The sequence below is a fragment of the Leptospira dzoumogneensis genome (genome assembly GCF_004770895.1).
GTDB classification, from domain to species: domain Bacteria; phylum Spirochaetota; class Leptospiria; order Leptospirales; family Leptospiraceae; genus Leptospira_B; species Leptospira_B dzoumogneensis.
In genome coordinates, this window is the sequence record NZ_RQHS01000019.1 from 572,946 (window position 1) to 597,705 (window position 24,760).

Consider the following 24,760-nt stretch of genomic DNA (forward strand, 5'->3'; position numbering starts at 1 on the left):
ACTAGTCGGAAATTTTTATCCGATCCAGATAATAGATCCGGGAGCCTGCCTCCCGTTTTTCCTGCTCGAAATGGGAGATCGGGAAGTTTGTTCTTTGAAGAGAAAACTCGGAGTGGATCGGTTTATACCTAAGATCATCTCTGAAAAGTCGAATTCCCTTACGTGCATAAGGGCCGTAATCCGTAGCGAAATGGAATTTGCCGCCATTCTTCAAAAGAATATGGATCGTATTTAGAAATCTAGGGTTTAAAGTCCTGTGTTTATGATGCCTGCGTTTAGGCCAAGGATCCGGAAAATTCAGAAGTATCTCGTCGAAAATGCCTGCTTCGAAAATTTCCTCTAAAAACCAATTAAAGTTCACTGAAAGAAGTTTAACGTTCTTAATATCATGCTCTTTCAGATCACGGATTGTTTTTCGTAAACGATCCGCCTTCTTCTCCATGAGAATAAAACCGGTGTTTGGATTATCTTTGGCTAAGGATACAGCGACTTCTCCCCAACCGGAACCTAGCTCTAGATAATATGTCCCGAATTCTTCTACGAACAAATCGTTTTTTTTTAATTTACTTCCGGGGTTAATTTTTAAGAAATAATCAGAGGTAAAGGGGATTCTAGTAGCGATCTTCCATTGTTTTTCACGAAAATTCGATGTCATCGCTGAATACCTGCAAATACCAAATCTCTTAGTTGTCTAATTTAATACAGTGAAAATAAAATTATACGGAGTGAGAGGCTCTCTTCCTACTCCGCTTTCCGGTTCGGAATATAGAGAAAAATTAGAAAAGATCCTAGAGTCCGCTCATAGGGAATTCAAACAAAAGAACGGGACCTTCTCCGTTCCTACATTCTTACAATCTTTAAGCCCGGAACTATTACGCCCTGTGGGAGGAAATACCACTTGTGTGTATGTCGAATCCGCTAACGGTCAGAAATTAATTATAGATTGCGGTTCCGGAATGAGAGAACTGGGAAATGATCTTTTGAAAGAAGGTATAGCTCAAGGCGGCACTATCAAAATTTTAGTGACACATACTCACTGGGATCATATACAAGGCTGGCCTTTTTTTAAACCTGGATACATTCCGAGTGTCCAAGTAGATTTTTATTCTACTATTTCCAATCTAAAAGAAAGGTTCGATCGCCAGCAAAATCCTGAAAACTTCCCGATCACATTGGATGAGATGATGTCTAAAAAAACATTCACTCTTCTTCAAAGACAACATACAGTCCAAATCGGTGATTTTAAAGTAACTCCTTTCCTGTTAAAACATCCAGGTAACTGCACAGGCTATCATATTGAAGAGAACGGAAAAAGTTTCTTATTCTGTACTGACGTTGAAGTAAGAGAAGAGGATCTTTCCGAATTCGAACATTTACGCTCTAAATTCGGAAGTCCTGACATGCTGATCATAGACGCACAGTATAGCTCCGAAGAGGCGGATCGTAAAATCGGTTGGGGCCATACATCAGGTAGATTAGCAGTGCGCTGCGGAGAAGTTCTGGGTGTGAATAAACTGGTTCTAACTCATCATGAACCGGATCATCCAGATGAAGAAATCATACGAATGTTCAATCAAGAAAAACAATCCACTGCTCTTTCAGAGATTGTACTAGCAAGAGAGTCGGATATATTCCAAATATAATCGTAAAGTCAGTATAAGAATAGATGTTTCGGTTTATTCTTGATTGGTCTTTTTACTTCTAAATTTATTTTTTTAAAAGAATCTCAGCTCCAAAAGAAATCTTCTTTTAAATTTTTTCCGAGTACTGTATGCTCTCCCGGCTATGCAAAGACTAGAGATAGGGATGAATCCTTCTCAAAAGGTAACATCTGATTTGCCGGCGGATCAAAGATTTTATACAAGGTTCCGTAAAGACAGTAAGGTTAAACTTTTTGAGGGAGGAAATTGGAGCGAAGGTACTCTGATTGATATATCGATGATAGGTGCATCTGTTCTTTCGAATGAGGATTGGAGCCCCGGTAAAAAAATTACGATTATGTCACCAATGTTTACCTGCGAAATACCGGGAGAGGTTATTCGTAAAACTGTCAGCGATATGGGACAAAGATATGCGATAGTATTTCACGATCTTTGTGACTCAAGCATACTTGAGATACTTAATAAGATAGCTCATTGCAGATAACGTTTTTCTATTAAGTAAAGGGAATTTTTTTCCAAAACTCTAAACTCAAAGCTTGCCAGGCCGACATTTATAATAGGATGAACCTGGGAGTTATACAATCTTCTTCCATGATGGAAAGACCGAAAGATACTTCGGTTAAGTACATTGGCCACGGGCAGCTGGAAAGTGCGCCTCAGGCTAGTTCCGTACTCCATGTTATTTCCCATGAGCTTGCACATGTTGCAGAGTTTCGCAACGAAGCAATCCGAGATAATGCTGAACTTAGATCCATAGACGTATCCATCGAATACGAACTTAGAGACGGAAAATTAGTGGCTGTTGCCGGAGAAACCAAAGCAACCACAGTCAAAAAGACCGAAGAAAAGAAATCCGATCTTTCTTCTTTAAATGAAGAAGAAGGTGGAAATTCCAACAAACAGGCTGATTCTGCTAAGAAAAAAGAAGCAGCTTCTCATTCCGATCTAATCTCCGATAAAGAATGGGAACTTATGTCCGAGCTAAGAGACATCGATCTTGAGTTGAACCGATTGGATAAGAATCAGGTTTCTTCTCATGATGATCCGGAAAGAAAATCGGAAGACGAAGCTCGTCGTCATATGGAGCTTATCGAAAGAAAACGTAAGTTGGAAATGGCTTTAAGCCAGGAGAAACTGAAAGCTCTTTTGGAAGAGACCCTAAAAACGATCCAAGAACTGAATCAAAAACAGATCCAATTTGCCGGACAAGTATATTACGGAGATGCAATCAACTCCGCAGGCAACCTCTTAGAAACTCACGCTTAATTTTAACCTTGTTCGTTGATCTCTTGCGGGATCGTGTCTTCTTCCATTGGAGGAATGATCAAGGATTTCATCATATTCTCTATGATCTTTCTGAGTTCGGGCAGTCCTTTTCCGTACTTAGGAGAAACAAAAACGATTTCCAACATAGGATATAATCCTTGGATGTTTTTCATTTTTTTTCTAAGTTTGGAAAGTTCGGACTGATTGAGTTTATCTACTTTAGTACGGATTAAAACGGGTTTAGTTCCTTTTTCGAAACAGGTGCCGATCAATTCTAATTCTTCGTCGGGCAATTCTCTTTGAGCATCTGATAATAAGAACAGACATTTTAGATCTTTAGCCGAGTTCAGATAGTTCATCAAAAGATCCATCATCTGCTCATGATCTTTATGAGAATTTGCGGAATAACCGAAACCGGGCGTATCCACTAAGAATAAGGATTTAGAAACTAAAAAAAAGTTAAGAAGTTTGGTTTTACCTGGAGTCGCGGAAACTTTAGCTAAGGATTTTCTTTCTACGATTGCGTTTAATAATCTGGACTTTCCGGAGTTGGAACGGCCTGCGAATGCGATATGAGGAATACCTTTGGAAGGAACTTTAGAAGCGTCCGCATAAGAAGATAGAAATCTAACTTCTCTAAAGAATGGGTCCGGCTTTAATTCTTGGAGTTCTTCCATAAACCTCTGGACTCTCTAATCTTGAAGGAAATCATCCGATCGAATATCATCCAAACGGGCATCCCACATACGAAGACAAACCAATACAGTTTTCCCTTCCCGTTTTAGAATGGGTAGCATTTTTCTGACCGGAACCGGAATCTCTTTCTCTCTAAGGATTTCGGAAACGTCTCGATGGATTCCTCCAAGCAGGATTTTTTCTCCTTCTCCGTCGTTAGACGGCTCGCAATTTTTAGGGATCTTTTTGGTCTTACCGTTCCATTTCAAAAAGAAAGAGTCAGAGTTATAACTGAACGGTTTCAAATAGGAAGCGTTTTTAGGTAAGATGTACAAATCTGACGAAACACTTTTCCAAAACCAAACTTCTTTGTTTTCGAGAGAAAAGGAAACTTTTCTGTCTAGGTTATGAAGAAGGTCCGCAAGAAACTGGGAATTCAGCGGATGAAGGCCTAAACTTTTTAAATATAAGTCCAGAACTTGTTTACAAACGGATGCTGGCTCTTCTTCCAAAATACGTCTGGATACTGTTCTAATCTCGTCTTCGTTAATTTTACGGTTTGTTGTGCCGCTTCTAGGCGTATCCGAATCGTGAAAATTATGAAAAATTTTATCCGGGTCTGCACCTTCTTTCAAAAGTACAGGAAGAAGTTCTGATCGGATACGATTCCTAAGAAAACGTGAAGAATAATTGGATTCGTCTTCGAATACGGGCCAATCCGCTTTTGCCAAAGCTGTTTTACGATCTTCTTCTCCGAATAGTATTAACGGTCTGAATCTATTATTCTCTAAAACACCTAAGGTGCGAAGTGAATTCCAACCGCCGCCTCTGATAAGTTGTAAAAGTACAGTTTCTAAATAATCTTCAGCATGATGACCGGTTGTGATATAGCCGCCGATCCTTTCGGAAATTTTTTCTAGATCTCTGAATCTAAGAACTCTTCCTGCTTCTTCTAAGCTTAGTTTTGTCTTAGCTGCAAACTTCGGAACGTTTTTTTTTTAAAGGTGGAATTAGGAGCGATAGAGCGGATATATTTTAAAATTTCGGATTCTTGTTCGGAATTATCACGGATAGAATGATCCAAATGGTAAATCGTAGGAAAATGAGAGATTAGATTTTTATTATGAAGCCAAAGATAAAATTGGAGAAGTAAGGAAGAATCTTTTCCGCCGGAAAAAGCGATCACTGCGGGTTTAGTTTTCATAAGGTCTTGGTAGTTTTTTAAATTGGACCAAGCAGATTGAAAAATGGATTCTAAGGTTTCGTTCATTCTTATTGTAAGCGTTTTACGCCTATTAAAGTAATATCATCTGTCTGTTCCCTTTCTCCGGTAAAGTTTTTTATCTTTTTTAAGACGGTTTCCAAAAGAAGAGGGAGACTTTCTTTTCTAGCTTCAAAAACACATTTATGCAAACGATCCATTTCGAAAAAGTCTTCGGAAGGATCCATAGCTTCCCAAACACCATCCGTAAACATTAGGAAGAAATCCCCTGGCTCTAAGTAAAATTCTCCGCTATTCTCAAAATGATCTATGTCAGGATCTATACCCAAAACAACTCCTCCTGTAGGGATTTCTTCCAAACGATTTTCTTTTTTACGATAAACTAGAATGTTTCCCTGGCCGCCGCCGCTGAAAACAAAACGATTCTCGTTTTGGTCCCAATGAATAATCGTCAATGACATAAAACGAGGAGATACGATATCCTTAAAATAATTTTGATATAGATAGGTATTTACCGTTACTAAAATTTCCCATGGAGTTGGATTTTTCCGAACGAGAGAATGGATCACAGTTCTAACGGTTGCCATCACGATCCCGGCAGGAACTCCTTTGCCGCTCACATCTCCGATACAAACATAAGTTTCTTTATTAGTAGGATGTGTTATAAAATCGTAATAGTCTCCACCTACTCCGATTGCCGGTACCATAATCCCTCCGAATTCGTAATCCGGATGATCCGGCATTTTTCTTGGGAGTAAGGATCTTTGCAGATCTCTAGCGATCTCAATTTCCTTATCCAATCTTTCTTTTTCCGCTCTCTGATGGAATAAGTGAAAGTTTTGGACCGAGATCCCTGCTTGGACGGCAAATGCGTTTAATACATCTATTTCTTCAGGACTCCAGTGTAGTTCTTCTTCTTTGGCGAGAAGTATCCAGATCTCAGAATTGTCCGAACGTAATACCGGTAAGATCGCTAGATGTTTTTTCTTTCCGTTACTGCCTAAGGTTTTCCATTCTTTTAGATCCGAGGAATCCATTAGGAGTGCGGATCCCGTAGATTTTTTAAGTACGTTCCATTCTCCCTTTAATTGTACATTTAATTTGATCTCCGGAGCTCTTGGACTTCCTGTTAGTATATGTCCTTCCGTAGAGATTGTTTGTCCTGCCTCGTCAATTTTTCTTTCTAACAAAACGAAAAGATTACTTTCCGAGAATTCGGTTAAGGAAAGAAGAATGACCCGGAAAATTTCAGTTCTATATTTGAATCCTAAACTACTCAGTTTTAAAGCAGCAGAGTGAAGATTTCTGAAATTCCTGGATTGTGTTTGGGAAACCTCGAAAAGAATTCTGTTCTTTAATGTGGTTGCGAACTGACTTGCGATCAATTCCAGAAAATAACGATCCTTCTCCGCTTGTATCGGATCGTCTTTTTCATAATCTACATTAATTAATCCTAATACTTCCTTTTTGAGATGGATTGGAACGGAAAGTTCCGATTCTACTTTGTTTACTCGGCCGTATTGTCTGATCTGTTTATGAGGTTGTTCGTCGAATCTATAATATATCGATTTGCAGGTCTCGATTGCCTGTCCTAGAGGTCCGTTGTCCCCTTTTTTTATCTCCATTCGAAAGGCTAACTTCTCTAATGCGGGACCTTTTTTGTTTTTACAGGATTTTACCAGGATTCGATCTAATCTAGGCTCGTATACCATAACCGAGATCCCGGGAAGATTCAATTTTCTGAATGCTAGATTGGTAAAGTTTTGAAGAAGGTCGTCCAGATTCGGACTAGTATTAAATAGAGAAAGAAATTCTAATAATATCTCATTGGATAATGCGTGAACTTCCGGAGGTTTGATCCTGTTCCGTTTTCTTTTTTCTAAGATCCATTCTCTTCCGCAGGTATTACAAAGAAATTTTCCATCTTTGAGTTTACCGTCCGGCAGATAAAATTCTCCGCAAAATACGCAGGACATCCGGAGAAAAATGGTAAAGAAAATGTTTACTAGAGGAAAGACGTTTTCATCTCATTTTAAATAAAATCATCAGATGATGAGAATTCGTTCTAAATTTTGAAGTTTATCTTATTCTAAAATTCCAAAGTATATCGATCATTCGTAATATTATGTCATTTGAAATCTTAAGCATACATCGATTCTGACGCAAATTTTGCATTCCTTGCTGTAAACAAAGCGAGTTGCTTGGATTTTAAGTTTTTTTCCTTGACCGCAAAATCATCAATCAGCACCTTTTTTAAGCAGATGTCCGGTTACATAAAACCCAGCCCTCTCCGCCATATACAAGAAGTGGCAACCGCAATGAACTCGACCTTAGATCCAGATCGTTTACTGGACCTAATTTTGGAGAGATGTATCCAAATTTGTGAGGTTGGTTCCGGTTCCCTTATGCTGATCAGTAGATCGGACGAGGTTTTGGACATCGTTACCTTCAGAGGGATGAATCCTTCCGTTCGTACAAAAGTTAAGCTTAGAGTGGGAGAAGGTATTACCGGTATCGTTGCTGCTTCCGGTGAAGGGATGATCGTTAACGATGTTACCCAAAACCCACATTACATTTCTATTAAGGACGATATTCTTTCCGAGCTTGCGGTTCCGATGATTGTGGAAGACGAGGTGATCGGAGTTATCTCTCTCGACTCGAGCAGAAAGCAGGCCTTCAGCGATGAGCACCTGGAACTTGTTTCCACTCTGGCCAATATGGCGGCTCAGATCTTTAAGAACCTCCAAACCTTCAGACAATTGGAGCAGAAGAATAAGATCCAACAAGTACTCATAGATATTTCTAGAACCGTAACTTCTACCTTGGTTCTCCAGGAAATTTTCGACGATGTGATGGATCGATTGGATAAATCTCTGAATTTGGAAAGGGGTTCCATCGTTCTATTTGATTCCGAGAAAAATATACTGAAACTCAGTGCGGCTTCCGGACTTACCGCGGAAGAAATGGAGAAGGGAGTATATCTTCCAGGAGAAGGAGTCACTGGAAAAGTTTACGAATCCGGAGAAGCAGTCATTGTTGAATCGATCGTAAGCGATGAAAATTTCCTGAATAGGCTCAATAACGCCAGCCATTTTAAAAACAATCCTGAGAACGTTAGTTTCCTTGCTGCGCCTATTAAGTCGGACACGGATGTATTGGGTGTAGTCAGCGTATTCTTCGTTCATAAAAAATACGTAGATCTAAAAACGTATTTGGACTTCCTCCAGGTTGTTGCCTCCGTAATTTACCAAGCGATCCGCATCCAAAAACTGATCGATGAAGAAAAACGAGAGATTTCCAGAGAGAACATCTTACTAAAACGAGAACTTAAGAATAAGTATAAGTTCGGTTCCTTGATCGGAAAGTCCAAGTCTATGGAAAAACTTTTCGAGATGATCCAGCTTGTTTCCGATTCTCGCGCTTCGATCCTGATCACAGGTGAATCCGGGACCGGAAAAGAGATGATCGCATCTGCGATCCATTACAACTCTTCCAGAGGTGATAAACCTTTTATCAAGATCAACTGTGCCGCTATTCCTGAAAATCTTTTAGAGTCCGAATTATTCGGTCATAAAAAAGGATCGTTTACCGGTGCAGTCGCAGATAAAAAAGGAAAGTTCGAGATGGCCGATACAGGTACCATCTTCTTGGATGAGATCGGAGAGATGGATCTCAATCTTCAGTCCAAACTTTTGAGAGTTCTTCAAGAAAAGGAAATAGAAGCGGTAGGTTCCGTTAAACCTAAAAAGATCGATGTACGGATCATAGCTGCGACTAACGCGGATCTAGAAGATCTGATCTCTCAAAAACTATTCAGAGCGGATCTATATTATCGTTTGAATGTGGTCAATATGCTGACCCCTCCACTTCGCGAAAGACCGGAAGATATTCCTCTTTTGATCAATCACTTTATCAGCAAGTACACTTCCGAGAATATTAAGAAGATCAAAGGGATCACTAGAGAAGCTCATAAACTTCTGATGAGTTATAGCTGGCCGGGTAACGTTCGTGAATTAGAGAACGTGATCGAAAGAGCAGTTGTACTTTCTCAATCCGAAATGTTGGATATACAAGACTTCTCGGAGATCAGCGGACGTATCCTTTACGGTGATGAGGGAGAAGATGTGGAAGTCGGCGTAGATCCGGAAGCTTCTTCCGAAGTTGCAAGTTCCAAGTTCTCCCCTGCTCATTTGGATGCGTTGGACGGAAGAGCTATGGAAGTTGTGGTTGGCGAAGTTGAAGCAAGACTGATCAAGTATGCAATGAAAAAATTCAAATACACCAAGACCAGAGTTGCCAAGTTCTTGGGCATCAACAGAAATACCTTAGATAAGAAGATCAAAGATCTTAAGATAGATTATTAAGAAGGAAGTTTTTCCTTCCAGTTCTGATCGAATTGTTTATAGTTACAGGTCAATTCTTCGTCCTTTAGGATCTTGCGGACAGCTCTGTCCCTTCCTAAAGGATTACTTTCTCCCTGGACTCCACTTTTATCTTCCAAGGTGTTTGCTTGATCGCTATGGTTCATAAAGCGGGAATTATCCACGCAGAAGTACCATTGCCCTTCGAATAGATAGGAATAAATATAGATCAGATTTTGAAGTCTTTCCGGAAGAGCTTGGACTTCTTCTTCTGTCAGGGTCCAAACGGTTTTAGGATGGAACTCCCACACGAGTTCGCCTTCTTCTATATCTCTACCTGCAAAAACTCCAAGGCCCCCAATTGGAGACTCGGAAACATAAGTTGGTACTTTTAGCATATTTCTATAATCCGATAGCGGCAGCGGAAAGTGAATCATTTTCCGGAGAAGGATAAGGTTCCAGACTTCCATTTTTCAAGACAACTACTTGGTCTGCAGCATGCAAACCGGTCAGTCTATGGGTTACGGAAACGATCGTTCTTCCTTCTCTCAATTTTTGGAGAGTTTTTAAGATCCTTGCTTCTGTGATCGGATCCAATGCGGAAGTCGCCTCATCCAAGAGAAGGATTTGAGGATTTCTCACTAATGCTCTCGCAAGTGCGATCCTTTGTTTTTCTCCGCCTGAAAGTTTAGAACCCTTGTCTCCTGCAATCGTTTCGTATCCATCAGGAAGTGCAGAAATGAATTCATGGATCTCTGCAAGTTTTGCAGCTTCGATCGCTTCTTCAGGAGTTGCGTCAGGACGTCCCATACGAATGTTTTCCAGAATGCTAGTATGGAATAAGAAAGTATCTTGGAATACGATCCCGATCATGGAATGAAGCGCATCCAAACGGATTTTCTCCATTGCGACTCCGTCCAAGGTAACTTTTCCTTGGTTCGGTTCCATCATTCCTAGGATAAACTTAAGAATGGTACTTTTTCCGGAACCGCTTGGTCCAAGGATCACAGTATAAGTTCCTTTTTTGATCTCCAGGTTTACACCGCTTAGGTTTTTAGTTCTACCTTTATAACGGAAATGTAAATCTTCCAGTTTGATGGAATTTTGCAATTCAGAAGGCGCAAACGGACGTTCTCCTTCCGATTCAAAGGTTGGAGTTCTTAAGATCTCTAATATTCTTCTAGCGGAACCGCTTGCTTGGTTCATTGTAGGAAAATACTGGGACACATAAAGTAGAGAATAAGACAAATTCAAGAATGGAGGAAGAAAAGCCGCCAAAGCTCCCACGCTCACCATTCCATGGAATGCAAACCATGCACCCGAGATCAAAAGTACCGCTTGTAAAAGTAAAATCCCACCGGAAGCAGAACGTTCCAAATAAGAATTCGTTAATCCTAATCTTAAGGAAACATGAAATAGTTTTTCACAGTTGCCCTTAAATTTGTCCCAAAAAGCTCCGTCCAAGTCATAAACACGGATCAGGTTCTGAGCGGAGATAGATTCTTCAACGGCGGTGAGGACCTTGGCTTCTTCTATCTTTCTTTCGTAGCTTGCTGCTGTAGATCTAGTGGAGAAGAATACAGGTCCTAAAAAAGTGATCGGCCAGATCAAGGTCGCAATTGCGCCTAACTTCCAATCCAAAGCGAATAATAATGCAGTTCCAAAAATTGCTTCTAATAATGGAGAGATTCCCCAAGGGATCAATGCAAGTACTGCGTTCTCTAATGCGGACAAGTCTGTGGAGAATCTTGAGAGAACATCTCCCAAACGAGTATTTGCATAAAAGTCCAGATTTACTCTTTGTAAATGAATGAATAACTCTTCTCTCATGTCTCTTATGGCACGAGCGGAGACCCAATTGTATAAATAATCCCTGACTGTTCCTGCGGCGGTGATTAAGATCGTACCTCCGATCAAAAGTGCACCGGTGATATAAAGAACCGTTTCATTCTTTCCGATCAAAGCTTCGTCGATCAAAAACTTAAAAGAGAAAGGAATCGCGGAATAAACGATGATTTCGGTAAAAAGAAGGCCTAAAACGATTCCCAAGCGTACTTTATAATTTTTAAAATATCTTCCTAATCCTAGAAGAACTAGAAAAGGAGATTCGGAAGAAGGTTCATTTCCCCCAAAACTTGGTCCTAAAGAAGAAGAATAAGAGCCTCTAGCGGCCTGACTTCCTGGAGGAACCTTAGGTCCGGCAGCTTTTGAGTTAGAGTACGTCGCTTGTGTTTTTCCGAATTTGAATCCTTCGGTAAATTTCTGTTTATTTGTCATATATGTATCCCCAGGGGGAAGAAGGGCGTATCGGTTTAGTAAAAAAATTTCTCCGATTTCCCCAGTGTATTCGGGAGGCCTTTCGGCGTATATCCTGTAGCAGCGGATTTTCTTAGAACTTCTGTCTCATTGATGAAAAATTTTAGGAGACAGAATATTTAAAAAGGAGCTACTACTCATTTAGACTTCGAAAACATTCCTCAAAAACTAGGGTTTTTGAGTGTTATTTTTCAAGGAATATGCAGGCTTTGTAGGAAAGCGGAAACCATGATAGAATTTAACTACAAAGAAGAATATGGAGTCTATAGGGTTACTCTTAAGACTTCTGAAACTGCCCCTGGAACACTTCATAAAATGGTGAAGGCAATGTTCTTTATGGGATTCGAGATCCTTTCCGGAGATATTCGTACGATCAAAGACGGCGACTCCATGATCAGCTACGACGAGTTTCTTCTTAAATCCCCTGAAACAGATTCTAAAATTAAGGCATCCAAACTAGGAGTCTTAATGTCTTCCGTCTTTTCCGATGATAATGCTCTGGAAGAGATGATCCAAACCTCAAGTGAAATAGATATTCGAAATACATTTTATCTAGGACAAGATTCTCAATTGGAGTTTGAAGACTTACCCGGTAATTCTGCTACGAAGTTCTACTTAGAAGCTCCGGATAGAAAAGGATTATTATACTTTGTAACCGGAGTTTTAAAGGATCTGGGGATCAATATTCTCTCCGGCGAAGTTAGAACTGACGGTAAGTCCTTAAAAGCCCAGGATACATTCATACTAACCGACTCTCGTACAGGACTCGGGTTTGCCGGCAGCTCCACAGAAGAACGGATCCGTAGATATATTCTGCAAAGCAGCCTAAATCAAGTTTGATCGGGCAAATTTGAAACGTCCAAACTATTAAACCCATAAAGAAATGTATTATGGTATCGGAATGATTCGATTCATCGGATCAATTTGCCGATAGTATACTGCAGGAGTTCCTTCCACCTGACGATGGACGCAGCCAGAGATTTACAAAAATTCGATTTTACGGAAGAAGTGATCCAACACTTTCGAGAAAATAGAATTATACCTGTCGATTTTTATAATAAACACGGGCAGATCCTAATTCATAAAAAAGATATGGCCACCGGAGACGATATCAGTCGTCTTCAAAAATTCGAAAAACAAGGGATCTATTTTTTAACTGCTGAGATCGCTAAGATCCATCCAGGCTCCGGTAAAAAAAGTTCTTTAGATCCTTCTTTCGATAAACTGATTAATCCTACTCTTACTTTGGATATGTCCAGAGGAGCGACCGATCTATTATCCGATATCAAAAAGTTTCCCTTAAATGGAGAGCATGTTAAAGAGATCAATAAATCCATTAACGCGGTCTTAGATGATTTTAAATCCTCTCCGAATATGGAGACTGGACTAGTCAATATTATAGAAGTTATGAAGAATGCCGGAATGCCCGTGGACTCGGAAGTTCTTACTAAAAGAACTGTGATCGCAATGGCATTGAAGGTAAGGGCCGCAAAAGTTTTTACCAAAGTAGATATGGAGCAGAAGAAGACAGAGCAGATGAATCTGATGATGGCTTCTTATCTTGCGGATATCGGCTATACTCAGATGAAGATACCGACTCACGCGAATCTAAAACCGGAAGAGTTGGAATATATCAAGAACCATCCGATCATCAGCTACTTGATGATCGCTAATCTTCCTGAGATCGAAGATCCGGTCAAATCGGTGGTCCTGAATCATCATAGACCTCACCGCGGAGAAGGGATGAATAATAATTATCCCCAAACCAAACCTTTGGTACAAAAGCTCCAAGGTTATAGAGAAAAATACAAAGACGATTTTCGCAAAAATCTTTTAGCTAGCGATATCCAAAGACAAGTAAAGTCTATTCTTACTAACGCGATCTCTTACGAAGATATCGGGATACTATCCATTGCGGGAGAGTTTGCTTCTTTAACGACTCCTCAGCCTTGGAGAGAACCGATGGACGGTCTCAAGGCCATGAAACTAATCTTGAATAATAGTTTCTTTGCTTATAACGAAAAAACACTCAAAGACTTCTTCGATCATGTGGGTCTATCCTTATGCGATAACCAGCCGTTCGTGAAAATCGGAGATTATGTTATTGTAGCTTCTCAAGATTCAAATCGTAAGGTATTCTTCGAGATCTGCATTATCAAAGAATCCCATAAAAATTCCATCCGACCGATGTTAGAAAGGATCGGAACCATCCGACCGAAGTTTGCAAATAACGGTAAAGTCAGGATCTCAGGCTTCGAAATGGGGAGCTTGACCGTGGATAGAAGAAGGGCGATATTCAATTTGGAACGTAATGCCGACCCTAGAAGGATCATCTATCTAGTGGATCCTGAAATAGATCCTGAGTTTTTTGACTCATTGGATCGTAAAGTTAGGGAAACATATCCCTCTAGGACTTCTTCTGATTCGGATTCCGCCTCTAAAGCGCCTGTTTCTTAAGCGATTGACACAATTTCGGAAATTTATTCTTGCCTACTAGCAAGGTTAAATCATTTCTTTGTTACTAAACATATATCTTACTTAAACGTTATATACTTTGGGCATATATTTTCGGCCCTCTGATAATGCGTATGGATTTTTATTATGACTCAATTCCAAAGCGGCCCAATCGATCCTCTCAGGCTTGAAAGATTTGAGTTCAATGCGGAAGTAATCAGGCAGTTTAAGGAAAGCCAATCCATCCCGGTCGATTTTTACAATAAGAACGGACAGATCTTAATCCACCGCAAAGACAGCGCTAGCGAAGCGGATATTAATAAGCTGCAAAAGTTCGAACTACAAGGGATTTATTACCTTCTATCCGAAAGACATAAAGTCGGGATCCAAGTAGAGCAGCCGGACTCGGTAAACGGCAAAAAAGTCTCTTATATCAAATTAGTGAATCCTGATCTTACCTTGCAGATGGCAAGACAGGCTTCCGATCTTCTCAAAGACCTGAGAGATTATCCTTTAAACGGAAATCATGTGAAAAATGTTGCGAAGGCGATCGACGGGATCTTAGATGATTTTGCGAACAGCCAAGACGTTGAATTAGGTTTAGTCAACGTAATCGAAGTAATGAAATCCGCGGGAGTCGAAACAGATTCCGAAGTACTTACCAAAAGAACCGTCATCTCTATGGCGATGAAACTTCGGAGTTTAAAAGCGATCTCCATCAAGGACAGTGAAAATTCTAAAGCCCAACAATTGAATCTAATGATGGCAGCTTATATGGTGGATATAGGCAAGGTCAGAATGAAATTCCCTGTGCATGGGAACTTAAGTACCGAAGAATTCGAATACGTAAAAAATCATCCGATCATTAGTTACTTGATGATAGGGAATATGGCTTCAATACAAAGCCCAGTAAAAACCGCGGTATTAAATAGTCATAGGCCGTATAGGGGAGAAGGATTAAACAATAACTATCCTTCTACGACATTCCTGGTAAAAAAACTGGGAGAATATTACGAAAAATATAAAAACGACCCTTCTAGAAGTGTACTTGTAGAAGATATGCAAAGACAATTGTATATTCTTCAAAATAATTCTTATAGTGAAGATGATCCTGCTATTATTTCCATCGCGGGAGAATTTGCATCTCTCAGCAGCCAGCAACATTGGAGATCGGCATATTCTCCTATTACCGCCATGAAGCTGATCTTGAATAACAGCTTTTTTTCATATAATGAAAGAGTGGTTAAGGAATTTTTCGATTTTATGGCTCTGAGTTTATGCGAGAACAAAAGTGTTCTGAATGAGGGAGACTATGTGATCGTGGTTTCCACGGATTCACAGCATAAGATCCACTTCGAGACCTGTGTGATCAAAGAGATTAATAAAAATCAAACCCGCCCTCTTCTAGAAAGGGTTGGAACGATCAGACCTGTTTTCTCCAATAAAGGAAAACTTAAGATCGTAGGTTACGATCGTAAAACTTTCCGTCCTGATATTAGAAAGGCTGTCTTCAATCTAGCCAACGCAGTGGACCCAAGAAGGGTGATTTATTCTATCGATCCGGAATTAGATCCACCTTTGTTCGATCTGATCGATAAAAGTTACCGCAAAACAGCTCCGAAATCTGTCGCGTAAACAGTCTTCTTTTCCTTCTCACTTCGGAATCCTACTTTCTTCCGTTGGTGGTCTCCTGTTTTCTGGTACTGTATGCCTTCCAGTTGGGGTAAAATATTCAAAGTCAGTACGTTCGGTGAATCTCATGGCGAAGCCGTGGGAGTTGTTGTTGAAGGAGTTCCTGCAGGAATTCCGATCCGATTGGATGAGATCCAAAAGGATCTAAACAGAAGAAGACCCGGACAAAGTAAACTCACCACTCCTAGGGACGAATCGGATACCGTTCGAGTTCTTTCCGGGGTATTTGAAGGAAAAACGATCGGAAGTCCGATCGCATTGATCGTAAACAATCAGAACACGATCTCCAAAGATTACGAAAATCTAAGGGAAACTTTCCGTCCTTCTCACGCAGATTATACTTATCAAACCAAGTACGGATTCCGTGCTCACGTAGGAGGAGGAAGATCCTCCGTGCGTGAAACAATCGCAAGAGTGGCCGCAGGTGCGATTGCCAGAATGATCCTAGAAGATGATTTGGGAGTCAAAACGGTCGCTTGGGTGGACACGATCGGCACCATCTCTTCTGAAATTGCAGAAAACAAATATCCTCAAACCAGAGAAGAAGTGGATGTAAACGAGGTTCGTTGTCCTGATATTCAGGCCGCGGACAAAATGCGTTCTCTTATTCTTCAAATGAAAGAAGCTGGAGACAGCGTTGGTGGAATTATCCGCTCTGCTTCTTATAATCTTCCTCCAGGTCTTGGAGATCCGGTGTATGATAAGCTGGATGGGGACATAGCAAAGGCAATTCTATCCATTCCAGCCTGCAAAGGTTTCGAAGTAGGTTCCGGATTTTCTGGAACTCTTCTAACCGGAAGCACTCATAACGACGAGTTTTATGTGGAAGAAGGAAGTGGAAGAGTCCGTACTCGCACAAATAATTCCGGAGGACTCCAAGGTGGGATCTCCAACGGAGAAACTTTGGTGGTTCGAGCTGCGTTTAAACCTACTTCTACCATTTTCAAAAAACAAAATACTGTAAATATCGACGGAAAAGAAACTACATTGGAAGCGAAAGGCAGGCATGATCCATGCGTTTTACCTAGAGCAGTTCCGATTGTAGAAGCAGCGATAAACCTAGTTCTAGTAGACGCATATCTGTACCAAAGGGCGATGAATCCTCAGTGGTTCCAGAAATGGGCCAAAGTTCCGGATTATTACAGAGATTTAAAACTCTAAACTTGTCTTACAGTTCGCTCTGCGGACTTCGCGCCTGAGACAGACTCTCATATCTTTGCGATCTAGAAACGGGTTGCCAACTTTGAATAGTACGTTTCAAATGAAATTTGGCGCCCTGGTTTGTTTAGAAAAACGGAGGTTCGAGTGGTCAAGATAAAGATAGACGGGATCGAATACGAGGTCGACGAGAAAAAAAATCTAATATCCGCGGCTAAAGATGCCGGAGTGGATATTCCGTTTTTCTGTTATCATCCTAAATTATCGGTGGTGGGCATGTGTCGCATGTGCCTCATCGAGATAGAAGGGATCCCCCGCTTACAAGTTGCCTGCAATACTAAAGTTACCGAAGGACTTTCTATCGTCACAAAGAGCGATAGAGTAAAAGAAGCGAGAGAAGGAACGATGGAATTCCTACTCGCGAACCACCCTTTAGATTGTCCGGTCTGCGATAAGGCTGGAGAATGCCAGCTTCAGGATAATTCTTTCGGTTCAGGAAAAGGGAATTCCAGATTTACATTAGAAAAAAGGAATATTCCTCAGGAAGAGATCGGCTCCAACCTGATCATCAACCATAATCGCTGTATCGTATGCTATCGTTGTGTCCGTTTCGAAGAAGAGATGGTGGGAGAATCCAATCTAGGGCTCTTCGAGCGGGGATATCATTCCATTATAGGTCTCGCAAAAGAAGAACCGATCAATCATAATTACCAGGGCGCTCTTGCGGATATTTGCCCTGTTGGTGCATTATTAAATCATAAAACATTATTCAAGTCCAGGGTTTGGTGGTACAAATCCGAAGAATCCGTTTGCCCAGGATGCAGTACCGGTTGTAAAACTTATACAAACGTAAGAGACAACAAAATGTTCCGCTATATGCCTCGTATAGATGAGGAGAAGGACCAGTATTTCCTTTGTGACAAAGGAAGATTCAACGTAGATTGGTTGAATACGAATAGATTGTTCTCCTTCTACAAAAATGGAGAAGCAAGTAAGAGTGCCGCTGTTTTGGATGAAATTTCCGAAAAAATTTCCAAATCCAAAAAGATCGCGGTGATCGGCGGGGCTCATGAGTCTGATCAGAACTTAAAGTCTATCAAAGAATCCTTGTCTAAGCTAGGAGTTCCATTTGTAACGGAAGCTAGAGTAAGCCCTGAACAATACAAAGAACCTGAACAAGTGGATTTCCAGTACACTACAGATAAAAGACCGAACACTAAAGGAGCTGTAGATGCGGGATTTGTTTCTTCCGAAGGGATCGATTCCATTCGTTCTGCTGCGGCAAAAGGAGAATTCGATCTGATCTTTGTAATCAAAGAAAAAGTTTCCGAAATCTTAGCCGGTGCTCCTTCCGAATCTATAGTAGTCTTAGAAACGAATCTTACGGAAGATACGACTAAGGCAAAATATTCCGTACCGATCAAAGCATATTCGGAACAAAGCGGAAGTTTTACGAATAAGAAGGGATGGATCCAGAACTTTAGCAAGTCTATGGAAGCGCCAAAGGGGTTATCAAGCTCCGAGGAAATTTTTTCCTTATTGGTAACAAAAACTTTAGAATTACGTTCTAACACGAGAGAGGCAGCCGTTGGGAACCGTTAATGTAATTAATGTAGCGGCAAAACATAAGCCCGCTTGGTACCAAAGATTATATTCGTATTCTATTGCGAATGGACTTTGGATCACTCTAAAACATTTTATCAAAGCAGCTTTTCTAAAAGGTGCAGTCACATTAGAATTCCCTGAAAAGAAAAGAAAGTTCTCTACTCGTTTCCGCGGAATGCACACTATGAAACGTGACGAACTGGGAAGAGAAAGATGTACCAGTTGTTTCTGCTGTATGTGGATCTGTCCTGCGGACGCTATCAAAATAGAAGCAGGACATGTAACTCCTGAACTACAACATCTTCATCCGGAAGACAAGTTTGCTAAGAAGTTCGAAATAGATCTATTACGTTGTATATTCTGTGGAATGTGCGAAGAGGCATGTCCTAAGGGCGCGATCTATTTGGACGGACCTGCAGAGATGGCTGCGGACAATAGAGAAGATCTGATCTTAACTAAAGAAAGAATGATGCAAAAAGTCGGAGGACCGATCTTAGGAGAAAGGCTCTAACCTTAATTCAGAAGCAAATTCTCTCGGAAGTTCTCGATTCGCTTTATCTAATATCGGAGAATGTAATCTTTTAGAAGCGTATTCCAAACAAGCTTCGATATCCAAAACCTTAATATTAGGATATTCATTTAGGATCTCTCTATATCCGAATCCTAAAAAGATCATATCTAATATTTCTAAAACTCGGATAGAGGTCCCCCGGATGACCGGTTTACCTCCGCAGATGGAAGGATGAGAGATAATACGGTCTAGTGTTTTTGTATCTGTTTCCATTCTAATTATACAACAAAGCCCCAAACCAAATTTTGAATCTTAAATTCTGAAGTCTGAAATTTTTCCTTGGAAAGAAATAATCCCTAAGATTTAGGGAACGAACAACTTCTATAAAAATCCTAAAAGTAATAAAAAGAATAAAAAATTTACAAAAGTAGCAAAAATACTCCTAGAATAAAAAATTCAGCGTAAATAGTGCTAAGTCAATCCGGAGAAAAATAATTCGATTCGAAGCAGGGCCGCTTCGCAGATCATATTCTATTCTAAACGTTTTCAGAACGTTCAAAATATGGAAAACGGCTCCATCGAATCAATTTATGTAAAAATAGGCGAAGTCTTCCGATATTGCCGGATGGATAAAGGACTCTCTTTAAAGGAACTTGCGGACGCTCTTAAAAAAGAATATGGAGTTCCATTCAATCCGAACCTTTTAGGAAAAATTGAAAGAGGAGAATCCAGACTACTTACTCATGATTTTATTAATCTTTGCTTATTCTTTCGTTTGGAGCTCAAAGCATTTATAGATAAAGATAAGAAAAATATTCACGAAACTGCACTTGGCGATCTAACGGAAGATCCCGCAATTCGCAGGATATTAATTTTCATAAGCGAGAATAGAGCTTCTAAAGGATTTGTTACCTTCTTAGAAGAATTCCTAAAATTTATGGGACCACAATTGATCCGAATGAGTAAAGATACGGATACCAAAAATCTAAAAGCTGCTTCTCCAAAGAAGAAGGGCCGCAAGCCTTAATACATCCCTTTAGTGATCCAATCCTTCTTCTTTATAAATTATAGAACAAACTTTACTTATTAAAATCGAACGCTCTTTAGAAATAAAAATTTTATTTATTTCAGAAATTATATTATCTCGTTTCGAAAATAAGTGAGAATTAAGACGCTTATATTACCTTGTCGTTTAAATACATAAAACCTCCACATTAAAACTAAAGAGGGATCATAATGAAGAGAATCATCATCCGGGGTGTATATACTCTGGTTATCATAGGACTTCTCGGCGGGTCATTCATGGCCTGCAGCGATAAGTCTTCGTCGAACGGAGCGGAGTTAGGAGTGCTTTCCAGCCTTCTTCCTTCTAAAAGCGGAATTGGATCTAAGTTAACGAGCACAGCCAGCACTTATTTTCATAACGAGATTTTTCCTCCACATTGGTTGAATTGGACCACCGATGGAGCGAACCCAATCGAGACGGGACCTACTTTCTTGACCCGCGGTATGAAATGTAGCGGTCGTTATTGCGATGATGTAAATCTTCTCGCAAGCGAATCCGGATACACTCAGACTAATAGCTGGTGGACGGATTGGTTTTCTGAAGAAGGAAATAACTCCCGCATTTGTGATAATAACGGATTCGTAACAGGTATCAAATGTTCCGGAAGTTATTGTGATAATATTTCCTTAAAATGTTCTCAATTGAACAATAACGGTGTAAGAACAGGATGTTATTGGAGTGGCACAATCTCCGAAGAGGACGGTGGAAAATTCGTAGCTCCAGAATCAATGTACATCGCAGGTGTAAGTTGTAATGGTCGTTATTGCGACAATAAGAACTTATATCTTTGCCAAGCTGATAACGGCGGACCAAGCGTTGATCAGGATGCACTTGCACAACAATTTGCACCTCGTTTGAGATTCGATCAAGAGACTACTACAGGTTCCGGAGATTCTGGAAAATGTTTTACTAGCGATCCTCAGACTTATTACACTCAAAGAGCTGCAGGAGTTGCTCCTCAAGATCTTTGTAATAAAGATTATTCTACAATTTCAAATAACCAAGTTCCTATTTTCTATGAGACTTCTCTAGTTGGAACGAATGCAGTTCTGATCAGATACTGGTTCTTCTACGCTTGGCAAAGTACTTGTTTCCTAAGTTTCGGAAGCCATGCGGCTGACTGGGAAGGAATGAGCGTCCTAGTAGTAAATGGACAAATGAAACGAGTTGCTTGGTCGCAGCACTCCGGATGGTATTCCAAAGAGATCGGTAACTTTGAAATTGCAGATGGTACTCACCCGGTTGCATACGTTGGTAAAAACGCACATGGATCTTTTCATGACAGCGGCGGATCCGGCGGTTGTTTATATTTCGAAGACTTCAGAAATCCAGGCGGAAACGATTATCACCAAGACACTTGGAACAACCTAGTGAGGCTGAGAAGAGGCGGAGATGCTCCTAGCTGGATGAATTGCCAAGGAAGCGGATGTTTTGACGGGATCGGTCACCCAATGGAAAGAGGGGACTGGCGTTCTAACGCAGGCTGCGGATCCGATGGTTGTGGAAAATCTTCCGTGGGAGGGAACATTCCTTTCGTAAACGATCCTACAGGTTCCGATTATTCAGCGATCATGGCGAAACACAGCGGTAAGGTGATCGATGTTCCAGGAATTAGTACTGCTGACAGTGTCAACCTATACCAATGGACCAATGTAAACCAAGACAATCAGAAATGGGCACTTGAGTCTACAGGTGACGGATACTTTAGATTTATCGCAAAACATAGCGGCAAATGTTTCGATGTAAAGGGAGGATCTACTGCGGCAGGAATGAATGTGATCCAATATTCTTGCGGCGGGGGAAATAACCAAAGATTCCAATTACTCTCTTACGGAGACGGATTCTTTGCTCTGCAGGCAAAACATAGCAGCCAGTGTTTGGATATTGCAGGCGGTGCGACCGGAGACGGAGGTCTCTTGATCCAGTGGCCTTGTGCTTGGACTGATAACGAAAAGTTCCAGTTCTTGCGCTAAAATCCGGGGCGGGGTAATCCGCCGCGTTATATGAAAGGTAAGGCTCCCGATTTCCGGGGGCCTTATTTTTTCTGCTTCCGCAGAATCGGAATATCCCAAAAATTAGCAGAAATCCTTTTTTTCGGTCCAACTGAACTAAAAATGCAAGGTCTTTCTCAGCCGGAATTCATCAATCTATACGACTCCTGCAAGAATACAGTGTATCATTTCCTGCTCAAACTCTCAGGAAATCCAGAAATTGCCGAAGATTTGACCCAAGAGACATTTTTAAAAGCCTTTGAGGTCATGGATCGTTTTGACCCAGACAGGGGAAGCTTCTCTTCTTGGTCTTGTACGATCGCTAAAAACCTTTATTTTAAACATTTCAATCGTACAAAGAAGGAAACGGGGAACGTCTCAATTAATGTAGAGAACTTTCCCGAACTTTCCGGCGGAAATCATGAAGATCCTCTGGAACTAGAGAAAAATTCTCTCAATTTAGCTTTAAAAGATGGAGTTTCCCGTCTTCCTGAGCCTGAAAAGAGTATAATACTACTGAAGGAAATCCAAAAGAAAACTCTCAAAGAGACTGCGGATGCTCTCGGGATATCCGAGAGGACCGTTAGTCGTCGCTTGCTTAGTGCGTTCAGATTATTGAGAACGTATCTTGAAGCGGAAGGGATCGGACTATAAGATGGCATTACATATCCAACAGTCAAATAGTTTCGAAGACCTGCTAGAGTCTTATCTTTCCGGCGAACTTGACGCTGCCGGGAAAAAGCAACTTTTGGAGATCGTATTAAAGGACCCTGAAAAAGCGGCCGAATACAGAAAGATCACTCAGATCCAATCCCAACTCAGGGCCCCTAGTGCATCCAAAGAGTTAGAGAACCTTTCCCCACAGACTTCTTCTAAAAAAATCCTACCTTTTCCTAAACCTGTGGTCTATCTCGCGGCGGCAGCCTTGGTATTCGTGTCTTTTGGAATATACTTCTATCAAAATTCTTCGATCAAAAAGGGCGAGGCCACTTTAGATAAGTTCACTTATTCTTACGGTGATTGTTCTATCGAAGGTAAAACTTCACAAGCCGGAGATGATGTTTCCGGTAAAAGGATCGTTTCCGGAAAATCTTCCGTATGTGACGTTCAGTTAGAAGGAAAAAAGAGTGTAGCTGTTAGAGCTTTACCTAATACGGACTTCACTGCCGAACGTAAAGAAAATGAGATCCATGTTTCTCTTGGATACGGCACAATTCTTTTGGACAGCCAAGGCCCTAAGGATGGAGAAAATGTCTCAATCGGTTCTAATGATTTCAGGCTGATCTTAGAAGGTACTAAGGTTTCGGTCAACAAAGGGCGTACGGATTCTTCTCTTTCCGTAAAAGTGCTCGAAGGAAAAGTCAGATTAGAATCCGGAGATACTATCTTCTTGGAATCGGTATCAAGTTGGTTAACCAAAGAAGAAATTGCACTTCTCGCAAAAGAATATCCTATCTTATTCGATAAACAACAACTAACGATAGAATCAGGACAACAGCTTGCATGGAAAGGATTATCTCCTGCAAGAATGAAAGGTCTTAAAAAGATCGAAGATTCGATCAAGGCCAGCAAAAAGTCCCAGTCCAGCGCTCAACTGGATGAGACTTTGATCAAGAGTTTAAAACCTCATGTGGATTCTCTCCCTAAAGATCCATTCTTGATCTCTCCTAAGGAGCTTAAGAACTCTCTTAAAAAAATACTTCCGGATGAAAAAGCGGATCTGGAAAGAAAGTTTGCGGGTATGGTCCGTTTCCCTCCAAAAGATCTGAAAGAAAGAGAACAATTGATGGAGATGGTCAAGAAGGTGGACAAGGCATCCATTACGGATATCTTAAATAACAAAGTTCCGGGGGGTCCACCTCAAGTTGTCTCTCAACAAGTTCGTATTCTTTATCTAAAAGACGGATCTACGGAAAGAGGGATCGTTTACCAGCAAGACAGCTTCTATGTGGTCTTAAGACCGGATGGAAACTTGATTATCCCTGTAGACGCTGTAGAAAAAATAGAATCCGAATAATATTTGTTCATATATTAACGGGCATCGTGATACGAATCGAATCCTCTCGCTTAGTCTGGATTCGTTATATTCTTTTTTAATTAACCCTTACGTTCTTCTTCCAAAATGGAAGGTATAATATAGTAAATAGGATCATTCCGAGTGCTTGCATCCAGAGAATGTAAATCGGCCAAGGGCCTAAATAATCCATCAGAGAACCTGCAGCGGATTTTTCTCTCATATATCCGTAATTTGCATCCAAAGCAAAATCTATAACTAAAGCAGCCACAACGTAAATCTGACTGTAAAGAACGGATCGGATCACTGCTCCTTTTCTAGGAGTTAACTCCAAACCGAACACAACATAAAGAGCGGAAATCACCAGTCCGGAATGTGCGATGAAAAATATAAAAAAGTAAATATGAGGAAAGGTAACCGAAAGGTCAGGAGTGATCACTCCCTGCATAGAGCCTGCAATCACCCAGAAATAAGACAGCTCTGCAAGAGTTCTATTTCGGGTAAATAATGCCAGAGAAGTTACGATGGCCGACCAATTACAAAACTCCATGGGCAGGTCGTAACGAATTTGCCAATAGCCCGAATCGATCCTATATATTACATAAACTAAATAGTTTAAAACTAGAATGGCCCCTAAAGTATAACCGATATTGTTCTTGAGTTTGGTAGAAGCGAACTTTCTGCCGAAATAAGGCAGACCGAATCCGAGAAATGTAGTAAGAAAAAGTATAATAAAATGGAGAGGGCTCCAATGTTCGAATCTCATCG

The 24,760-nt window shown here is 40.7% G+C and carries 21 protein-coding genes and 1 pseudogene; 14 read left to right on the forward strand and 8 right to left on the reverse strand.

Translation table 11 applies throughout. From position 1 onward, the window contains the following. Nucleotide 1: 1 nt before the first annotated feature. The gene (gene trmB, locus EHR06_RS16305; RefSeq protein WP_135757952.1) at nucleotides 2–655 is read right to left on the reverse strand and encodes a tRNA (guanosine(46)-N7)-methyltransferase TrmB; all 654 of its coding nucleotides are present in this window, start codon (nucleotides 653–655) and stop codon (nucleotides 2–4) included. A 49-nt stretch (nucleotides 656–704) separates the two neighbouring features. Between trmB and EHR06_RS16310 the strand changes: the two genes are divergently transcribed. From EHR06_RS16310 to EHR06_RS16320, 3 genes are all read left to right on the forward strand, one after another. Next, nucleotides 705–1,643: an MBL fold metallo-hydrolase gene (locus EHR06_RS16310; protein ID WP_135757953.1), complete on the forward strand. Its 939-nt coding sequence runs from the start codon at nucleotides 705–707 to the stop codon at nucleotides 1,641–1,643. Between the two features lie 163 nt (nucleotides 1,644–1,806). After that, on the forward strand, nucleotides 1,807–2,145 hold the full coding sequence (locus EHR06_RS16315) for a PilZ domain-containing protein (protein WP_135757954.1): 339 nt from the start codon (nucleotides 1,807–1,809) through the stop codon (nucleotides 2,143–2,145). A gap of 77 nt (nucleotides 2,146–2,222) precedes the next feature. Then, nucleotides 2,223–2,927, forward strand: coding sequence for a hypothetical protein (locus EHR06_RS16320; RefSeq protein ID WP_135757955.1), 705 nt, complete (start codon nucleotides 2,223–2,225; stop codon nucleotides 2,925–2,927). A 2-nt stretch (nucleotides 2,928–2,929) separates the two neighbouring features. On the opposite strand, the gene yihA is transcribed toward EHR06_RS16320, so the two are convergent. The 3 genes and pseudogenes from yihA to EHR06_RS16340 all read right to left on the reverse strand — a co-directional run bounded on the left by yihA (nucleotide 2,930) and on the right by EHR06_RS16340 (nucleotide 6,800). Further along, nucleotides 2,930–3,604, reverse strand: coding sequence for a ribosome biogenesis GTP-binding protein YihA/YsxC (gene yihA, locus EHR06_RS16325; RefSeq protein ID WP_100722303.1), 675 nt, complete (start codon nucleotides 3,602–3,604; stop codon nucleotides 2,930–2,932). A 15-nt stretch (nucleotides 3,605–3,619) separates the two neighbouring features. Then, a pseudogene (gene tilS / locus EHR06_RS19445) lies at nucleotides 3,620–4,872 on the reverse strand (tRNA lysidine(34) synthetase TilS). A gap of 2 nt (nucleotides 4,873–4,874) precedes the next feature. Then, nucleotides 4,875–6,800: a GAF domain-containing SpoIIE family protein phosphatase gene (locus tag EHR06_RS16340; RefSeq protein WP_135757958.1), complete on the reverse strand. Its 1,926-nt coding sequence runs from the start codon at nucleotides 6,798–6,800 to the stop codon at nucleotides 4,875–4,877. A gap of 342 nt (nucleotides 6,801–7,142) precedes the next feature. On the opposite strand from EHR06_RS16340, the gene EHR06_RS16345 reads away from it, so the two are divergent. Next, nucleotides 7,143–9,188 carry a sigma-54-dependent Fis family transcriptional regulator gene (locus tag EHR06_RS16345; protein WP_135757959.1) on the forward strand — a complete coding sequence of 682 codons (2,046 nt, stop codon included), beginning with the start codon at nucleotides 7,143–7,145 and terminating at the stop codon, nucleotides 9,186–9,188. Here the strand turns inward: EHR06_RS16345 and EHR06_RS16350 are convergent. Together EHR06_RS16350 and EHR06_RS16355 are read right to left on the reverse strand one after the other, a co-directional pair. Beyond that, nucleotides 9,185–9,583, reverse strand: coding sequence for an SET domain-containing protein (locus EHR06_RS16350; RefSeq protein WP_135757960.1), 399 nt, complete (start codon nucleotides 9,581–9,583; stop codon nucleotides 9,185–9,187). The two genes, EHR06_RS16345 and EHR06_RS16350, sit on opposite strands and share 4 nt — an antisense overlap. A 4-nt stretch (nucleotides 9,584–9,587) precedes the next feature. Further along, a complete protein-coding gene (locus EHR06_RS16355; RefSeq protein WP_135757961.1) occupies nucleotides 9,588–11,462 on the reverse strand; it encodes an ABC transporter ATP-binding protein in 1,875 nt (624 codons plus the stop codon). Nucleotides 11,463–11,729: 267 nt separating this feature from the next. Here EHR06_RS16355 and EHR06_RS16360 point away from each other — a divergent pair, with 267 nt between their 5' ends. The 6 genes from EHR06_RS16360 to EHR06_RS16385 all read left to right on the forward strand — a co-directional run bounded on the left by EHR06_RS16360 (nucleotide 11,730) and on the right by EHR06_RS16385 (nucleotide 18,921). Further along, nucleotides 11,730–12,341, forward strand: a complete 612-nt coding sequence (locus EHR06_RS16360) for an ACT domain-containing protein (protein WP_135757962.1) — start codon at nucleotides 11,730–11,732, stop codon at nucleotides 12,339–12,341. 123 nt (nucleotides 12,342–12,464) lie between these two features. Continuing rightward, nucleotides 12,465–13,958 (forward strand): HD-GYP domain-containing protein, encoded by a 1,494-nt coding sequence (locus EHR06_RS16365; RefSeq protein ID WP_135757963.1) that lies wholly within the window; start codon nucleotides 12,465–12,467, stop codon nucleotides 13,956–13,958. 144 nt (nucleotides 13,959–14,102) lie between these two features. Continuing rightward, entirely contained in the window at nucleotides 14,103–15,590 is a 1,488-nt protein-coding gene (locus tag EHR06_RS16370) for an HD-GYP domain-containing protein (RefSeq protein WP_135757964.1), read from the forward strand. 72 nt (nucleotides 15,591–15,662) lie between these two features. Then, complete coding sequence (gene aroC, locus EHR06_RS16375) at nucleotides 15,663–16,808, forward strand: chorismate synthase (protein ID WP_135757965.1); 1,146 nt, start codon at nucleotides 15,663–15,665, stop codon at nucleotides 16,806–16,808. Nucleotides 16,809–16,952: 144 nt separating this feature from the next. Continuing rightward, nucleotides 16,953–18,407 carry an NADH-quinone oxidoreductase subunit G gene (locus tag EHR06_RS16380; RefSeq protein ID WP_135757966.1) on the forward strand — a complete coding sequence of 485 codons (1,455 nt, stop codon included), beginning with the start codon at nucleotides 16,953–16,955 and terminating at the stop codon, nucleotides 18,405–18,407. Further along, nucleotides 18,394–18,921: a NuoI/complex I 23 kDa subunit family protein gene (locus EHR06_RS16385; RefSeq protein WP_135757967.1), complete on the forward strand. Its 528-nt coding sequence runs from the start codon at nucleotides 18,394–18,396 to the stop codon at nucleotides 18,919–18,921. The genes EHR06_RS16380 and EHR06_RS16385 overlap by 14 nt, the downstream gene beginning before the upstream one ends. Here EHR06_RS16385 and EHR06_RS16390 read toward each other — a convergent pair. After that, on the reverse strand, nucleotides 18,904–19,194 hold the full coding sequence (locus EHR06_RS16390; RefSeq protein ID WP_135757968.1) for a DUF433 domain-containing protein: 291 nt from the start codon (nucleotides 19,192–19,194) through the stop codon (nucleotides 18,904–18,906). The two genes, EHR06_RS16385 and EHR06_RS16390, sit on opposite strands and share 18 nt — an antisense overlap. A gap of 352 nt (nucleotides 19,195–19,546) precedes the next feature. Between EHR06_RS16390 and EHR06_RS16395 the strand changes: the two genes are divergently transcribed. The 4 genes from EHR06_RS16395 to rsx all read left to right on the forward strand — a co-directional run bounded on the left by EHR06_RS16395 (nucleotide 19,547) and on the right by rsx (nucleotide 23,995). Continuing rightward, nucleotides 19,547–19,948, forward strand: coding sequence for a hypothetical protein (locus EHR06_RS16395; RefSeq protein ID WP_135757969.1), 402 nt, complete (start codon nucleotides 19,547–19,549; stop codon nucleotides 19,946–19,948). A gap of 320 nt (nucleotides 19,949–20,268) precedes the next feature. After that, on the forward strand, nucleotides 20,269–21,960 hold the full coding sequence (locus tag EHR06_RS16400; protein ID WP_135758079.1) for an RICIN domain-containing protein: 1,692 nt from the start codon (nucleotides 20,269–20,271) through the stop codon (nucleotides 21,958–21,960). A gap of 141 nt (nucleotides 21,961–22,101) precedes the next feature. Beyond that, entirely contained in the window at nucleotides 22,102–22,632 is a 531-nt protein-coding gene (locus tag EHR06_RS16405) for an RNA polymerase sigma factor (RefSeq protein WP_135757970.1), read from the forward strand. Between the two features lies 1 nt (nucleotide 22,633). After that, nucleotides 22,634–23,995: an LIMLP_03685 family anti-sigma factor gene (gene rsx, locus EHR06_RS16410; RefSeq protein ID WP_135757971.1), complete on the forward strand. Its 1,362-nt coding sequence runs from the start codon at nucleotides 22,634–22,636 to the stop codon at nucleotides 23,993–23,995. A 76-nt stretch (nucleotides 23,996–24,071) separates the two neighbouring features. Here the strand turns inward: rsx and EHR06_RS16415 are convergent, their stop codons facing one another. Next, the gene (locus EHR06_RS16415) at nucleotides 24,072–24,758 is read right to left on the reverse strand and encodes a YwaF family protein (protein ID WP_135757972.1); all 687 of its coding nucleotides are present in this window, start codon (nucleotides 24,756–24,758) and stop codon (nucleotides 24,072–24,074) included. Nucleotides 24,759–24,760 lie beyond the last annotated feature (2 nt).

What these genes read in the sequence shown, in the direction of transcription:
- trmB (WP_135757952.1), bottom strand. Translation starts at nt 655, where the DNA reads ATGACATCGAATTTTCGTGAAAAACAATGGAAGATCGCTACTAGAATC.
- EHR06_RS16315 (WP_135757954.1), top strand. Translation starts at nt 1,807, where the DNA reads ATGAATCCTTCTCAAAAGGTAACATCTGATTTGCCGGCGGATCAAAGA.
- EHR06_RS16320 (WP_135757955.1), top strand. Translation starts at nt 2,223, where the DNA reads ATGAACCTGGGAGTTATACAATCTTCTTCCATGATGGAAAGACCGAAA.
- yihA (WP_100722303.1), bottom strand. Translation starts at nt 3,604, where the DNA reads ATGGAAGAACTCCAAGAATTAAAGCCGGACCCATTCTTTAGAGAAGTT.
- EHR06_RS16340 (WP_135757958.1), bottom strand. Translation starts at nt 6,800, where the DNA reads ATGTCCTGCGTATTTTGCGGAGAATTTTATCTGCCGGACGGTAAACTC.
- EHR06_RS16345 (WP_135757959.1), top strand. Translation starts at nt 7,143, where the DNA reads ATGAACTCGACCTTAGATCCAGATCGTTTACTGGACCTAATTTTGGAG.
- EHR06_RS16350 (WP_135757960.1), bottom strand. Translation starts at nt 9,583, where the DNA reads ATGCTAAAAGTACCAACTTATGTTTCCGAGTCTCCAATTGGGGGCCTT.
- EHR06_RS16355 (WP_135757961.1), bottom strand. Translation starts at nt 11,462, where the DNA reads ATGACAAATAAACAGAAATTTACCGAAGGATTCAAATTCGGAAAAACA.
- EHR06_RS16360 (WP_135757962.1), top strand. Translation starts at nt 11,730, where the DNA reads ATGATAGAATTTAACTACAAAGAAGAATATGGAGTCTATAGGGTTACT.
- EHR06_RS16365 (WP_135757963.1), top strand. Translation starts at nt 12,465, where the DNA reads ATGGACGCAGCCAGAGATTTACAAAAATTCGATTTTACGGAAGAAGTG.
- EHR06_RS16370 (WP_135757964.1), top strand. Translation starts at nt 14,103, where the DNA reads ATGACTCAATTCCAAAGCGGCCCAATCGATCCTCTCAGGCTTGAAAGA.
- aroC (WP_135757965.1), top strand. Translation starts at nt 15,663, where the DNA reads ATGCCTTCCAGTTGGGGTAAAATATTCAAAGTCAGTACGTTCGGTGAA.
- EHR06_RS16390 (WP_135757968.1), bottom strand. Translation starts at nt 19,194, where the DNA reads ATGGAAACAGATACAAAAACACTAGACCGTATTATCTCTCATCCTTCC.
- EHR06_RS16395 (WP_135757969.1), top strand. Translation starts at nt 19,547, where the DNA reads ATGGATAAAGGACTCTCTTTAAAGGAACTTGCGGACGCTCTTAAAAAA.
- EHR06_RS16405 (WP_135757970.1), top strand. Translation starts at nt 22,102, where the DNA reads ATGCAAGGTCTTTCTCAGCCGGAATTCATCAATCTATACGACTCCTGC.
- rsx (WP_135757971.1), top strand. Translation starts at nt 22,634, where the DNA reads ATGGCATTACATATCCAACAGTCAAATAGTTTCGAAGACCTGCTAGAG.
- EHR06_RS16415 (WP_135757972.1), bottom strand. Translation starts at nt 24,758, where the DNA reads ATGAGATTCGAACATTGGAGCCCTCTCCATTTTATTATACTTTTTCTT.